This window comes from Pseudocolwellia antarctica, assembly GCF_049933045.1.
Taxonomy (GTDB): Bacteria; Pseudomonadota; Gammaproteobacteria; order Enterobacterales; family Alteromonadaceae; genus Pseudocolwellia.
On sequence record NZ_CP187926.1, the window covers coordinates 2,364,484 to 2,380,660 of the forward strand.

At 35.9% G+C, this 16,177-nt stretch carries 11 protein-coding genes; 6 read left to right on the forward strand and 5 right to left on the reverse strand.

The features are described 5' to 3' along the window. The first annotated feature begins 6 nt into the window (after positions 1-6). Together ACPUVN_RS10245 and ACPUVN_RS10250 are read left to right on the forward strand one after the other, a co-directional pair. Positions 7-1,752: a sodium:solute symporter family transporter gene (locus ACPUVN_RS10245; RefSeq protein WP_426360417.1), complete on the forward strand. Its 1,746-nt coding sequence runs from the start codon at positions 7-9 to the stop codon at positions 1,750-1,752. A gap of 116 nt (positions 1,753-1,868) precedes the next feature. After that, positions 1,869-2,717: a hypothetical protein gene (locus ACPUVN_RS10250; RefSeq protein WP_426369033.1), complete on the forward strand. Its 849-nt coding sequence runs from the start codon at positions 1,869-1,871 to the stop codon at positions 2,715-2,717. A gap of 452 nt (positions 2,718-3,169) precedes the next feature. Here the strand turns inward: ACPUVN_RS10250 and ACPUVN_RS10255 are convergent, their stop codons facing one another. Beyond that, the gene (locus ACPUVN_RS10255) at positions 3,170-4,972 is read right to left on the reverse strand and encodes a diguanylate cyclase (RefSeq protein WP_426360415.1); all 1,803 of its coding nucleotides are present in this window, start codon (positions 4,970-4,972) and stop codon (positions 3,170-3,172) included. A 374-nt stretch (positions 4,973-5,346) separates the two neighbouring features. On the opposite strand from ACPUVN_RS10255, the gene ACPUVN_RS10260 reads away from it, so the two are divergent. Further along, on the forward strand, positions 5,347-6,234 hold the full coding sequence (locus tag ACPUVN_RS10260) for a LysR family transcriptional regulator (RefSeq protein ID WP_426360414.1): 888 nt from the start codon (positions 5,347-5,349) through the stop codon (positions 6,232-6,234). Positions 6,235-6,260: 26 nt separating this feature from the next. Here ACPUVN_RS10260 and ACPUVN_RS10265 read toward each other — a convergent pair whose 3' ends face one another. Then, positions 6,261-7,133: a DMT family transporter gene (locus ACPUVN_RS10265; RefSeq protein ID WP_426369034.1), complete on the reverse strand. Its 873-nt coding sequence runs from the start codon at positions 7,131-7,133 to the stop codon at positions 6,261-6,263. 700 nt (positions 7,134-7,833) lie between these two features. On the opposite strand from ACPUVN_RS10265, the gene sbcB reads away from it, so the two are divergent. The 3 genes from sbcB to ACPUVN_RS10280 all read left to right on the forward strand — a co-directional run bounded on the left by sbcB (position 7,834) and on the right by ACPUVN_RS10280 (position 10,249). Further along, entirely contained in the window at positions 7,834-9,276 is a 1,443-nt protein-coding gene (gene sbcB / locus ACPUVN_RS10270; RefSeq protein ID WP_426360412.1) for an exodeoxyribonuclease I, read from the forward strand. 23 nt (positions 9,277-9,299) lie between these two features. Beyond that, complete coding sequence (locus ACPUVN_RS10275) at positions 9,300-9,794, forward strand: glutathione peroxidase (protein WP_426360411.1); 495 nt, start codon at positions 9,300-9,302, stop codon at positions 9,792-9,794. A gap of 227 nt (positions 9,795-10,021) precedes the next feature. Beyond that, a complete protein-coding gene (locus tag ACPUVN_RS10280) occupies positions 10,022-10,249 on the forward strand; it encodes a hypothetical protein (protein ID WP_426369035.1) in 228 nt (75 codons plus the stop codon). Between the two features lie 182 nt (positions 10,250-10,431). Here ACPUVN_RS10280 and uvrB read toward each other — a convergent pair whose 3' ends face one another. From uvrB to ACPUVN_RS10295, 3 genes are all read right to left on the reverse strand, one after another. Then, positions 10,432-12,429, reverse strand: coding sequence for an excinuclease ABC subunit UvrB (gene uvrB / locus ACPUVN_RS10285; protein WP_426360409.1), 1,998 nt, complete (start codon positions 12,427-12,429; stop codon positions 10,432-10,434). Positions 12,430-12,431: 2 nt separating this feature from the next. Next, entirely contained in the window at positions 12,432-13,814 is a 1,383-nt protein-coding gene (locus ACPUVN_RS10290) for an MATE family efflux transporter (protein WP_426360408.1), read from the reverse strand. A gap of 197 nt (positions 13,815-14,011) precedes the next feature. Further along, a complete protein-coding gene (locus ACPUVN_RS10295) occupies positions 14,012-16,129 on the reverse strand; it encodes a TonB-dependent receptor family protein (RefSeq protein ID WP_426360407.1) in 2,118 nt (705 codons plus the stop codon). Positions 16,130-16,177 lie beyond the last annotated feature (48 nt).

The following is a 16,177-nucleotide window of genomic DNA, read 5'->3' on the forward strand; positions in this document are numbered from 1 at the left end:
AATGCTATGTTTTATGATTATTTAGTTATTGCGGGGTATTTCTTACTGATTGTGGGTATTGGGTTTGCTTTTAAGAACATGGCAAAAAACTCAACCAGCGATTATTTTCGTGGTGGTGGCAGAATGTTATGGTGGATGGTTGGCTCCACCGCTTTCATGGCACAGTTTTCAGCATGGACGTTCACAGGTGCGGCAGGTAAAGCCTTCACCGATGGATTTGCGATTAGTTTAGTGTTTTTTGCTAATACCTTTGCCTATTTTTGTGGCTGGGCTTACTTTGCACATCGTTTTCGTCAAATGCGAGTTGATACCCCAACAGAAGGTATAAAAAGACGTTTTGGTCGTCAAAATGAGCAGTTCTTTTCATGGGCACTTATTGTGTTCAGCTTCATTAATGCTGGCGTTTGGTTAAATGCACTTGGTGTATTTTCTAGTGCTGTTTTTGATGCTGACATTGGACTGACGATTGTACTAACAGGGCTAACAGTATTATTTGTTTCTGTGCTTTCTGGAGCTTGGGGCGTAGTCGCTTCAGACTTTGTACAAACCTTAGTAGTGGTGGTAGTTTCCATCGCTTGTGCGGTAGTCGCCTTAGTTAAAGTCGGTGGACCTGGTGAGTTAATTACTAACTTCCCAGGGGGATTTATTATGGGTCCCGATATGAATTATGGCTTGCTGTTAATAGGAACTTTTGTGTTCTTTTTGGCAAAACAACTCATTACCATTATGAACCTAAACGATTCTTTTCGTTTTTTAAACGCTAAAGATTCTGACAACGCCAGAAAGGCTGCATTACTCGCTATGGTACTCATGGGTGTAGGTAGCATTATTTGGTTTATACCGCCTTGGGCTTCAGCAATTTTATATCCTGATGCTGCTTCTGCATATTATCAGCTGGGCAATAAAGCTTCTGATGCTGTGTATTTAGTTTTTACACGTAATGCGATGCCTGTTGGAACTGTTGGTTTATTATTAGCAGGATTATTCGCGGCTTCTATGTCGTCTATGGATTCTGCCCTTAATAAAAACTCAGGTATTTTTGTACGTAGTATTTATCAGCCTTTACTTAAAAAGAAAGATAAAATTGTTGATGATGAACATTTACTCAAAGTGAGTCGTTTAGTTAGCTTTATCAGTGGTTTATTAGTTATTGCTGTTGCCTTGTTCTTTAAATCATTAAAAGAATTAAGCTTGTTTGAGCTAATGATGTCGGTATCAACCATGATACAAGTCCCTTTACTTATCCCTTTAATTTTTGGTTTGTTTATTAAGAAAACACCCAAATGGGCTCCTTGGGTAACGGTTGCTTTAGGTTTAGCTATTTCGTGGTTTATGTTGTACGTATTTACCCCTGAAGTGCTGGCGAGTTGGTTAGGATTAGACGCATTTACGCGTCGTGAATCCATTGATATGAACTTGATGATGACTATAGCAGCGCACTTAGTTATAACCGCTGGTTTCTTTTGTTCAACAACCTTCTTCTACAAAGAAGAAAATGATGAACATAAACAAGAAACCGATCTGTTTTTTAAAGACATAGTAACGCCAGTTATTGCTGATGATGAGCAAGACGATTATGACCGCCAACAAAGAGAGAAGTTAGGCTCTATGGTGATATTAATGGGTGTAGGTGTAAGCTTAATGATGCTTATTCCAAACCCTATGTGGGGCAGATTAGTCTTTTTATTATGTGCATTGTCTATATTAACCGTAGGCATATTATTGAAAAAAGGCGCAAAGGCGAAAGCTTAAGTTAGCTTGATAATAAAGTGGATGTTAAGCCTTAATTGCTTGAAAAAGCTAAGACAAATAATAGGTTTAACATTCGCTTCATTCAATTCAACTATTTAGCATCTAATAGGGAAATTATGTTTAAAAATACATTAAATAAGAATTTTATCGTTATAACAGCATCTCTGTTTGTTTTGTTTAATGCTGGCTGTACTTCTGTATCTGATAAAGAGCAGGTTTCATTAAGCCATGGCATAGATGAATCTGCAGGTAATGTTTCCACTTATATTATTACTACCGATAGCGCCACTTATCATCTTGAAAAAGAAGGTGGTGGTTTATCGAGTATGATAGATAAAGATGGCATTGACTGGATTGGTTTTACTAACGAAAAAGGCAGCGGGTGGAAAGGTGAATATAGAGGTTTTCCTAATGCGATACACAAGCAAGACGGTAACTACTTTCATGCAATGAATGCAGGTACCGATGTTTCTAACTCTGTTGTTGAAATAGAAACGAAACAGCATGTACGCATTACTTTCACTTCAGGTAATGGTCAATGGCAAGGACAATGGGATTTTTATCCTGAACGTCTAGACTTTACCATGAGCAAAGTGAGTGCAGGACACCACTACTGGATACAATACGAAGGCGTACCAGGTGGTAAAATGGATGAAACAGACTTTTGGTTTGCTTCACAAAACCCAACACCACAACCGATTAAAGAACCGTTTTTAGGTGACCTACCCTCGCCTGAATGGATTGCTTTTGGTGATAAAGAACAATCGCGTGTACTTTATTTACTGCACCATGAAGATGATGAATACCCTGATAATTATGTGAGCCGCCCTTACATGACAGTGTTTGGTTTTGGTCGTAGCAATAAAAGAAAATTTCTTGATACTCCTCAAACATTTTCAATTGGTTTTGTTGAATCAACAGAATATTTAAAGGTTGATGAGGCAGTAAAAAGAGTATTGCGTTAGAAGGCGTTTATTATATTAGCTCTTTGATAGTTATATCCATTAATAAGTATTAAAAGTCATACCTAAGAGTATTATCTAAGATTCATACCTTAGGTAATACTCAACTAATACCAAGTTGAGCAATCTACAATTTATAGATTAGGAATTTGGCAATCTATCCTCCTCCTCCAAAAAATATCTCTCGATAAACTTAAAGAATAAAAGACCTTTCATCATAGAAATGAATAACATTGATAATTTAGATTTAAGTTTAGGGTTTAAAGTAAGAATAGACAGTACAAATAATACAGGAGCGGGAATAAGCCAAGTCTATTTATATAATGACTGTGTTGGGAGAAAATAGAAGATAAAGATAAAAGTACAGTTAACAAAAATCAAATCTAAATTGAGTTAAGTTAAGTTAAGTTAAGTTAAGTTAAAGAGAGTAAAGCCACTTATTGTTAGTTTTAAAGCTATGCATCACGATCCCAAAGTAACACTTGATTTCGACCACTATTTTTAATTTGATATAAAGCATTATCAGCAAACTGCATCACATCTTCTGGCAAGTCACCTGCCATCCATTTAGATAAACCAATAGAAATAGTGACATCTAAACCCGTAATATCCATCTCGTTAGTTACATCAATCATCTTCGAACGGATTTTTTCCATTACAGTTAAAGCATCACTACAATCAGTATGAGGTAAAATAATTAAGAACTCTTCTCCTCCGATACGACCAATAACATCAGAAGATCGTAAATTTTGAGTGCAAAGCTTAGCGAATAAACGTAATACTTGATCACCCGTTGCATGGCCAAAGCTATCATTAATTTTCTTAAACCAATCTAAATCAATCATAGCTACGCATAGATCACTTTTATAACGTTCAGACTGTGAAATTTGCTTTTTCAAATACGATAAAATATAACGTCTGTTGTAAAGGCCTGTTAATTCATCGGTTGTTGCTAATATTTCAAGCTTGCGACGGTTAGTCATACTTCGATAAATCAAAATAACCATTAACGCACTAAAAGCTACAGCTAATATGGCAATAACTAACAAGAATAAATTTCTATTTCTTTGTGCGTTAATTTCATTTGACTGTCTTAAATTTTGCTCTAAAAGCACATCATTCTCTAACTCTTGAGATTTAAGATCATAATCAACACGAATTTGATGTAGTTGATCAGAACTTTGTTGGTTCCTGTGGCTCTTATATTTGCTATAAACCGACTTCAGCAACTCGTAAGATTCTTTATATTTTTCTTGCTGAAACAATAAGGTTGAACGAGTTTCATCAAGTGTAAGAGCAATATCTGGCATCTCTTTTCTTACTAATTCTTGTTCTACTTCTTGAATATAATACTCTGCCATTTCAGTATTATTTTGTTGTAACGCTATAGTTGCTAATAAATTTCCTGTTGAAATATTAGCCTTACGATTATTTGCATTAATAAAAATATCTTTCGCGCTAAGTAACTGCATTCGAGCAAGAGAAAAATTTTCTTGCTTAATATTAATGTTAGCTAATTGTAATAAGCTGTATGCCTCGCCTTGTGTATCATTAATTTCTTTAGAGATAGAAAGCGATTCTTCCAAATTCTTTTGACCTAATTCGATATTGCCTACTGAATAATTTGCTCTGCCAAGGCCATACAAAATTAAACTTAAAGTATTCAGTTGTTTATTAGCACGAAAAACTATTTCAGCTTCCTCATAATAAGGAATAGCTAATAAATAATCTTTTCTCGCTTCATGAACTTGTGCAAGTAATATAGCAAAATCACCGCGCTTATAAGCCCCTGTATCAAGTGGTGCTATTAAGTATCCTTTTTGAGCATATTTTAAGGCACTAGCAAAATCATCTAACGTTGTATGAAAAATAGATTGTGTGTACAACGCCATCAAGTAGATAGAAGTTGCATCGTTCATTTCAGACCATTCTAGCGCTTCTTTAACCCCATCAACACCTAGCGTTATTTGCCCTACCATTTCAAAAGCTAGCGCTTCGAATAAACGTAAATGATGATAAAGCCAAGGTTGTTCATTTGAATCAATAAAAGTTAATGCCTGTTGAACAGAGTCTAAGGCTTTTTGAGGATAAATAAGGGTGTAATATGCTTGGCTCAAAACACCATAATATTGAGCTTTTTGAATGTCAGAGGCACTTGCAGAGATGGGGGTGCCTTCAAGCTGAGCTAAAGCAGTAGCAGGGTTAGCTGTTAAAGATAAATAATAGGCTTGGTATGGCGCTTCAAATGCTTTAAGCATCGTGCTGTTCTCTTTAGCGTGACTACTAAATAAAAGTCCAATACACAAGAAAACCCACAATGTACTTATTCTAAAAGGCAAACATAAGTAAGCTATTATTTTTTTGACTATAAGCAACTATATCCTCCTCTGAATAAATAAAGTAAAAAAATCCTGGTCTTTTATTGATTAAATACAAACCCACACAAAACATCAATAGCTAATTTGATGTTTAAAATAGCTACTGGTCATATTAGTTTAAAATATAATAAAGTCGATGTTTTTTAATTAGATAAACATGATATTTGAATAACGCTTAATGAACTTTAATAAGACCACTGTTATCATTGAATATAACCTACAACAATTATGTTTTAACATAATAAGTGATCCTAATGGCAGCCAACTACTCACTCGATGATTTACGATTTTTTTGCACGATAGTAAAACTCGGTAGTTTTAAAAAAGCATCAGAAAGTCTCGATATGTCACTATCGACCTTAAGCCGTAGAATACGTTTGTTAGAGCAAGCCTTACAATTAACCTTACTTAATCGAGATGCTCATCGAGTCACATTAACCCATACTGGAGAGCTTTATTACCAGCGCTATCGAGATTTGTTTTATGAGTTTGATTGTATAGAGAAAGAGTTAACTGAAGAAAAGCATCAGCCGAAAGGAAAAATTAGAATTTCTGCCCCTATTTACATGGGTAAGCACTTCTTAAGCGCTATTTTTTGTGACTTTTTACTAGAGTATCCAGAAATTCAATTAGATTTACGTTTATCAAACGACTTAATTGATATAGAAAAGCAAGGTATCGACATTGCTTTTCGAGTCAGAAATCCTGCCATTGATAACTGGGTTATTAGAGAGCTAAAACGTACTCATAATGTGTTATGTGGCAATTCTAGCCAAGCTTACGATCTTATTACTCATCCTGAACAATTAGAACAACAACCCAAAGTTATCTGTTTTGGACTAACACCATGGCAATTAAAAAATCAGCTAACAGGAGAAGAATACCAATGTCATCCAAACAAACATATTCGACTTGAAGTAGATGAAATACAAATGATGCAATATGCAGTTGAATCTGGCGTTGGCATTAGTTACATGCCTGACTATATAGCCTTGCCATTAATAGAGTCAGGAAAACTTCAACGTATTCTTCCTGACTGGCAAAGTGAAGGACAACCTTTTTCAATGCTTTACCGTGACCGAAAGCAAATCCCCCATCGAGTGAGGTTACTTATAGAATATACACTGCAGCACTTTTCATAAAATAAAGCAGTGTATAGTTTTGTCTTTTAAAAGCTTAACCTCAAAACAATAACACCTAGAAAAGCAGTCGTTAATCCTACAAGCTCTTGTCGAGTAAAAGACTCTTTTAGAATAATGCGAGAGTACAGCAGAATAATTAAAATATTCATCCCCGAAATAGCCGAAACTAACCCCGTATTACCAATAGAAAAAGCCGAAATGATGGCAATCATACCTGCAACATTCGTTAAGCCAATAAGTAAGCCACAAGAAAACGTTTTAACTCCAGACCAGTTAGGTCGAACATCATTAGGGTCATCTACAATACTTCCACGCCCTACCAACCAACTCATAGCAAACAGAAAACTACCAAAACCAAACATCAAGGTTAACGTCGAAAAGGTATCAGCTTCAAGCAAGGTAGATTGCTTACTTAATAAATCATTAAATGAAAAGAATAATGCCGCAAGCAAGCCCCATTGAGCACCTTGTAAATTGCTCAATGAAATATCATTGGAATAACGAATAATATAAAGGCCCCCGAAAATAATGAAAAATCCGATCAGCTGAAGCGTTGTTAAGGTTTCTTGCCATAATAGAAAAGCAAACATCAGCACAAACAGAGGCGTTAACCCAGACAAAATACTGATCAGAGACGCCTTCCCCATTGAAAAACCTTTGTGCAAAAAAGCATTCGCTGCAAAAGAGCCGAAGCCTAATGCTAAACCAACAACAATATCTCGCCATCCGTACCATTTATGATCAAACACGAGCATACCTAAAATACTGATCATAAAGCCTACAAAAAAAACACCGAATAATAATAAATTACGATTCATTCTTTTTTGTGATGTCCATTGATACATTACTCCTCTAGCCCCGAAAAAAACGGTGGCGAATAATGCAAAAATTATCCACATAATAAATTGATCCCTTTAAAAATTTGAATGAAGTAATACTTAAATTTACTACTACCTAATATGACGACCATAAGGCGTCTAACATAAAATTACTGATATAAAGAATAACTAACACAAGCGATTATCTTACGTTACTAACTGAATTGCTTAGTTACTTAATTTAAAAGTAGATAGCGCATGATATATATATTTACAGGACTACCAGAAGAGAAAGTAAGACTTAGTGTTGCATTAGAAATAAACCAACTACAAAACCAATTATTCCATTCAGTTATTCAGGTCTATTCTGATTTTTAATCACTTAATCGAAAAATACCATCGAGCAAACAACTAAACTATTAATACATAGCTGATAAAAAACAAACGCAAGTATATCCACTTTATTAATATTATATATAAGCATAAGCGGCATAGTACATTTCATAAATGGTATCTATAAAAACTAGGATATAATTCTAAAGGGAATACAGTGGGTATACATTACCTATCAACTCGATATAGTAGGTATCGACTTAACAATATTTATGAATATTTACAGCAACATATTTTAAAGCAATGTTAATTCTTAGTTGATTCCGCTTACCGTGACAGGGATAATTAAAAATAACAATTACATTGTGCTTAATGCGTAATAATTTAAACATGAAAATCAGTTATTATTATGTTAAAACAGCAACTTAAACAAACAAAGTGAACTGCAATGAATAATAACGAGCAACCAACGATTCTCTGGCACGACTACGAAACATGGGGGATATCTCCAAAGCTTGATAAACCTTCTCAGTTTGCTGGAATTAGAACCGATTACGATTTAAATATTGTTGGCGAGCCAGAAATGTTTTATTGCCAGCCTCCTCAAGATTATCTGCCTCAGCCTGAAGCTTGTTTAGTAACAGGTATTACGCCTCAAAAAGCCCTGAAAGAAGGTTTAACTGAAGCTGAGTTTGCGGATCGTATCCATACATTATTTACGCAACCCAATACCTGTGTTGCTGGCTATAATAGTATTCGTTTTGATGATGAAGTGACACGTTACCTACTTTATCGTAACTTTTACGACCCGTATGCGCGTGAATGGCAAAATGGTAATAGCCGCTGGGACATTATTGATATGGTGCGAGCCTGTTATGCGCTGCGTCCTGAAGGTATTGAATGGCCAACTAACGATGATGGTTTAGTAAGTTTTAGATTAGAATTATTAACTAAAGCCAATGGCATTAATCATGAAGCTGCCCATGATGCGATGAGTGATGTTTATGCAACTATTGCTATGGCAAAACTTATTAAAGAAAAGCAGCCAAAACTTTACGACTTTATTTTTAATTTAAAAAATAAGAAACAAGTGTCAGAGCTTATTGATGTTTACAACATGATACCGATTGTTCATACCTCTAGTAAAGTTTCTTCCGCTCATGGTTGCACAAGTTGGTTTGCGCCAATAAGTTATCATCCTACCAATAAGAATGCCGTTATTGCGATTGATTTAGCAAGAGATCCTCAACCACTGTTTGATTTAACGAGCGAACAAATTAAAGCGCGTTTATATACTCGACATGATGAGTTAGAGGAAGGCGAATTACCTATCCCTGTGAAGCTTATTCATGTAAACAAATGCCCGGTTATTGCTCCTGCTAAAACATTATTACCTGTAAATGCTGCACGTTTAGATATTCCACGTGAAGTGTGTTTAGCTAATTTAGCTAAACTTAAAAAGAATACAGAGCTTAGAGATAAGCTCACAGATGTATTTGCTCAAAGCTATGACAAAGACACAACCATAGATGCTGAACAATCGTTATATGGCGGAAATTTCTTTTCTCATAGCGATAAAGCTCAAATGGATATTTTACATCAGATTAATCCTGAGCAACTTGCTAGTCATCCTTTTGAATTTCAAGACACGCGCTTACCGACTTTATTATTTAGATATAGAGCAAGAAACTTCCCTTACACTTTATCAAGTGATGAGCTGCAGAAATGGAAGAATTATTGTGAAAATAAACTACAATATGGAGAAGCGGGTCTGTTAAGTGTTGATGAGTTTGTCATGAAAATTGAAAACTTAGCCCTTGAACATGAAAATAACCCTGAAAAGATGAAAGTATTAAAAGCACTTTATCAATATGTACAGGGGGTTAATTGAGCGAACCTAAAAGGGAATTAAGTATGCATACTCGAATTTATCAGTTTAGCGCTGATGATCACCGTGGTGAGAAAATAGAGTTATCAAACTATATTGGTAAAGTTGTTTTAATTGTTAATACCGCCAGTGAATGTGGCTTTACCGAGCAGTACAAAGGTCTTCAAGAGCTTCACGACAAATACAATACGCAAGGTTTTGAAGTATTAGCCTTTCCTTGTAATCAATTTAAGCAGCAAGAAAAAGGCAGTAATGCTGATATAAAATCATTCTGTGATTTACAGTTTAATATTAAATTTGATTTGTTTAGTAAAGTTGACGTGAATGGAACAAACGCTCACCCACTCTTTAAATTTTTGAAAAAAGAAGCTCCTGGCATTTTAGGTACAAAAAGTATTAAGTGGAATTTCACGAAGTTTTTAGTCAATAAAGAAGGGCAAGTGATAAAAAGGTTTGCCACTATAACTAAACCACAACAGCTCGAAAGTGATATAGAAAAGTCATTAGAGATGAAATGTTAATCTGTACTTCATTACTTAGCTTTTGTTTCGTTAACCTCATTAACAACAAAAACTAAAAATCGTATATTAATAAAGCATCAATAGTATATTGACAGCTTATTAACAAACTTAATTCACTTTAATTTCAAACACTACCGTAAAAACCAACCAACTGGTCCAATTTCATACAATATATTCAATACAAATAGACTACACTGTATACATAATAATAATTTTAGTGGTGCATCATGGTTAGCGACAAAAATAAAAATCCAACAAAGGATCTAAATATGGAGGGTGAAGACAAAGAAGTAGAGTTACATACTTATCTCAGCAAAATAATGTTATTTCCAGAAGACTTACAAGACAAAATTATTGAAGATATTGGAATGTTACCACGTTGTACTAAAGCTGCAGTGAACGAGCTTTTGGCTTCTTACTCGGCATTAAAAGATAGCAGGATAAAAAAACATTAAACAGGCAATAATACGGCCAACTTACTAAACCGTGTTAGTAACAGTTAAAGCACTGATAAATAAATAAAAAAATAAAAGTGTATATTGATAGATTTAACAGCCATAAGATCTAAAACATCATTACGGCTTCAACAATAATCTATTACTTAATCTGAATAAGTAATAGATTATTTTAGTTCAGGCTAAGTAGACAATTGCTGATTACGTAAACTCGCAATTTCATCTCTCGCTTTAGCCGCCAGCTCAAATTCTAAGTTTTGGGCATGCTTGATCATTTCACTCTCAAGTAACTTAATTTGGTTATCAATTTCCTTAGTAGACATGATCTTATATGACGCATGCTCTTCAGCTACTTTTTGTAAAGATGCTCTACTTGTGCCATTACCTAAGCCCATAACATCTGATATTTTGCGTTTTACGCCTGTTGGAGTAATGCCATTATCAAGATTATATTGATGCTGAATTGCTCGTCTTCTATCAGTTTCATCAATGGCTTTTTTCATAGAGCCTGTTATACGCCCTGCATATAAAATAGCTCGACCATTTATATTACGTGCAGCTCGACCTATGGTTTGAATCAGCGATCGCTCTGAACGTAAAAAGCCTTCTTTGTCAGCATCTAAAATAGCGACTAGCGATACTTCAGGCATATCTAAACCTTCACGTAATAAGTTAATGCCTACAAGTACATCAAATTTACCAAGCCTGAAGTCCCTTATAATTTCTACACGCTCAACAGTATCTACATCTGAATGTAGGTAGCGGGTTTTAACACCATGTTCATCTAAATAGTCAGTCAAATCTTCAGCCATACGTTTGGTTAACGTTGTGGCTAATACCCGCTCTTCTATCACAACACGCTTACGTATTTCCGAGAGTAAATCATCAACCTGAGTTTCAACAGGTCTAACTTCAATAATAGGATCTAATAAGCCTGTAGGTCGAACAACTTGCTGAGCAATATCATCGCCCGACTTTTCAATTTCATAATTACTTGGTGTTGCTGATACATAAATAGTTTGAGGCGCTAACGCTTCAAATTCTTCAAACTTCATGGGTCTGTTATCAAGTGCCGAAGGTAGTCTAAAACCATATTCAACAAGGTTTTCTTTTCTTGAGCGATCACCTTTATACATAGCGCCAATTTGAGGAACCGTAACATGTGATTCATCAATAATCAGTAAACCGTCATTAGGTAGGTAATCAAATAATGTGGGTGGTGCTTCACCATTACCTCTGCCTGATAGGTAACGTGAATAGTTTTCTATGCCTGAGCAGTAGCCTAATTCAGACATCATCTCTATATCAAACTGTGTACGCTGCATAATGCGCTGCTCTTCAACCAGTTTGTTGTTTTCTTTTAACTGCGCAGATCTATCTTTTAGTTCTATTTTTATGTTTTCAACTGCCGCTAATATTTTCTCTCGCGGTGTCGCATAATGGGTTTTAGGGTAGATAGTCACACGTTGTAAGGTTTTTTCAATTTGCCCAGTGAGTGGATCAAACTGTCTTATTTGTTCAATTTCTTCATCAAATAATTCAATACGTACCGCTAATCGGTCTGACTCTGCAGGAAACACATCAATAACATCACCACGCACTCGATAAGTGGCGCGCTGAAAAGCAACATCGTTACGTGTATATTGCAGCTCGGCTAAGCGTCTTAGAATATCACGCTGATTAATAATATCGCCTTGGCTGATATGCAACATCATTTTTAAATAAGAGTCAGGATCACCTAAGCCGTAAATAGCCGACACAGAAGCAATAATAATAACGTCTTTACGCTCAAGTAATGCCTTAGTTGCTGATAAACGCATTTGCTCGATATGCTCGTTTACAGAGGCATCTTTTTCAATAAAGGTGTCGGTAGTAGGAACATAAGCTTCAGGCTGATAATAATCATAATAAGAAACAAAATATTCAACAGCGTTATTAGGGAAGAATTCTTTCATCTCGCCGTATAACTGAGCCGCCAATGTTTTGTTAGGCGCAAGCATCATAGTAGGACGATTTAACTTTGCGATAATATTGGCAATAGTAAATGTTTTACCTGAACCCGTAACACCGAGTAAAGTTTGATGCGCCAAACCTGTTTCAATACCATCAAGTAATTGTGCTATTGCCGTTGGTTGATCGCCACTTGGTGTGTACTCAGAAATGAGCTCCATATCTTTCATAATTAAACTGATGCCTCTTTTGTATCAACCTTAAAAAGGCCAGTTTCGTACTGTTTATTGAATAAAGAATAAGAAATAAATGCCATCAATAAATTACCAATAACACAACCAACAAAGAATCCTATTAAACCAAAATACATACTGCCTAAATACGCTATAGGTACATAACAGACAAACAAGCGAACAATACTTAACATTAACGTTGTTAAAGGTTTGTGCAAGGCATTAAAAGAAGAGTTTGTTAAAATGATAATACCTTGAAGTCCGTAACCTATCGGTAGTATCCAAATAAATAATTCAATAATCTCAGCTACGGCTTGTTCTTTAGCAAATATATGACTTATATAAGGTGCTAATAATACGAGAACAACATAAATAGCCACTTGCCAAATCATGACAAATTTAATGGATGTGTTGTAGCTGTCTTTCACCCTATCCATTTTGGCGGCACCAAAATTCTGGCTAATAAATGCAGGCAGCGTCATAGATAGTGCAAGTACAACTAAACAAGCTATAGACTCAATTCTTGATCCCACACCAAAGGCTGCAACAGCCTCTTCACCATAAGTGGCAGCTATAGCCGTTAATACTGCGGCGGCAATAGGCGTAAGCATGTTAGCGCCAGCAGCAGGTAAGCCAATTTTAAGAATACTTTTACATGAAGAAATAAATATAGACCACGGAATAAACTTGCCATGAATAAGTTGTTTTTTATTCACCAAAATATATAGAACCAGTGCTGTACCAAACAACCAAGAGAAGAAAGTAGCAATAGCAGCACCTTCTATGCCCATGGCAGGTATAGGCCCAAAACCAAAAATAAGTATAGGATCTAAAATAGCATTAATAAGACCTGAACCTCCCATAACGATACTTGGGGTTTTAGTATCACCTTCAGCTCTTAAAATAGCATTCCCTATCATAGGACCAATTAAAAACACGCTGCCTAAAAACCATATATCCATATAATCATGAATAAACGGTAATGTTTCTTCACTGGCTCCTAACATTAAAAACGTTTCGTCAATAAAGAGATAACCAACAAGAGATAATGCAGCAACAATTAATGCCGACAGATACAATGAAGATGTTGCATTGTTTTTAGCTGACTCTTTATCACCTACACCTAAAAGCTTTCCAATAACAGCCGCTGTTCCAATACCTAAACCTATCGTTAAACTAAGAACAGTAAAAGTGATAGGAAAAGTAAAGCTGATAGCCGCTAAAGGTTGAGTACCTAATAAGCTAACAAAAAAGGTGTCGACTAAGTTGAAGGTCATTAAAAGGATCATTCCATAGATCATAGGAACGGTCATTCTTTTTAATACTTGAGGAACAGGATCTTTTAATAAATCAACTGGATTTCTTTTTGCCGATGTTGTCATGGAAAATCTAATACTCTGAGGTAAATATAAATAACAGACGGACACTTATTGTAAAAGATAGAGGCATTAGCCGCTATGCTTATATTTTATTTAACGAGATTAATTGTAAGAAATAAATAAAAAAACAGATGGCACGTTAGAATAATGCTCATCTGTTTCTTGTACGGTAAGTATTTCAATATATTAATACGACTCAGTTAAAATCCTATCTGAAATCCCACATAAACCGAGCGAGGTTCGCCTGAATTAAAGATACGAGAATCTATTTCAGCAATATTTAGCACACTAAGGTTTGAAACATACGCTTTATCTGTCAAGTTTTTAAACTCTGCAAAGACTTGCCAATCATCGGTATTGTACCCTGCTCTAAACCCTAACAAAGAGTACGAATCAACCTCTGTAGTATTAGCAAAATCAACATAGCGTTCATCAACAATATCGAATGTAGGACCTAAATAAAACCCGCTATCACTTTTATACAATAACTCACCATGAACCACATAACCTGGCGCAGCAGGTAGGTCGTTATTACCATAGATTGGATCATCGTCGAATGAGAATTTATTAATGCTAATACTCAGCGTTGTCTCAAGTCGCCCTTTCACTTTATTCAACTCAACACCACCATTAATAAGGGCTTCTATCCCCGCATGAACAGTGTCGTCGATATTAGTCACTAAACTATTACCTGATGCAGCAGGATCGTCTCTAGAAAGGATTTCATCTTGAATACTTGCGTAATAAGCTGAAATATCCCAGGTTACATAGCTATTATAAGCAAATTGATGGCCGCCACGCGTACCAATTTCAACCATAACACCTTCCATTGCATCTAAGGTTTCGCTGCTTGCACGAACATCGTCCTCTAATTCAAAATTAGTAGGGGCTTCAAACAATTTACTCACATTACCAAAGAAACTGACATCTGAGCTGATATCGAAAATCAATCCCGCTCTAGGGTTAAAACTTGAATAACTGGCTGATGGATTACGTAATTCATTACTAGTTACATCAGTATTGCGTACATCTCTATCAGTATTAACCGCTTGTAATCCATAAACTAAAGTGAGCTGCTCAGATAAACTCCAGCGATCCACAGCAAACACTTCAAGGCTTTCAGCTTTATTTTCAATAATAGTTGTTAAACCGTTACGTTGACCGCCATCATTTCTCAAGTTACCACCTGTTACCTCATTTTCAGCCCAATTAAATCCAAATAGAAGATTATGATCACCAGATTTCAAGTTATATCGAGCCATAGCTCCTACATCTTGATGATCTGTATCGATCAATAGACTGAAAACCTCAACAGGTTCATTAGGTCCAGGGCCATCAAAATCCACAAGCACTTTATCTACAACGGGATGATACAAAGTCTGCTTTTCTAAGGATAAACCAAACTCCAATGAGCTGTTTTTATCTATGGTTATGTTGGTTTTATTAGCAATTCGATGGGTAGCGACGTTAATTTGAAAGTTACCGCCTATAGCCGTTGCTGCTGCTTGGTTTGGATCTTCATCTAGCTCAGCTTGCGTTAGGCTACCTGGCAATTCTTGATCGTTATCCAAATAAGTGTAAAAGAATCGAGTATCAAGGTTATCTGACAGTTTCCAGCCAACATTCGCATACAAGCCTGTTCTTTCTTGCTCGCTGTGATCTCTATAACCGTCTCTGCGCTTACTCTCGACAGTCACTTGCGCGTCTAGATTATTGTCGAATTTAGCCCCAGCAGTTACTCGTGCTTGATTTAATCCATGACTCCCCGTATTCAGATATAAACTAAACGGCTTACTATTTAAAGCTGTAGGTGACACAAAATTTATTGCACCACCCAATGTACTTGCCCCATAGGTTAATGCATTAGCTCCTTTGGCTACGCTAGCAAAGCGCACCGCTAGCGGGTCAATAATACGATTATGATTATTACCATCTGCAGTGGTAACCGACAATCCATCTTGCAGAAGCTTTATGCCATTCATATCGTAACTCGTGGCATCAAGGTTTGAACCTCGGCTAGAAAAAAATAGCCCATCACCGCCAGAACTGCTTGTTGCCCATACACCAGGAACATAACGTAAAGCATCAGCCAAGTTTGAAATATTACGCTCTTTTAAAACATCACCATCAATTAAAGTAACGCCACCTGGATTCAGGGCTCGCTCTAACTCTAATTTGTGATTCATATTACGCCCTAGCACCTCAATCTTTTCTATTTCAGATTCAGAGGCTTGAACAGTGGAAAAAGGGACAGACAATAAAGCCCCGATGCAGGTAAACATTAACAATTCAATATTGTTATGTGATGATTTTTTCATTTTGTATTCCTAAAATAATAGCTATAGCTCCACAACAGAAAAATCTGA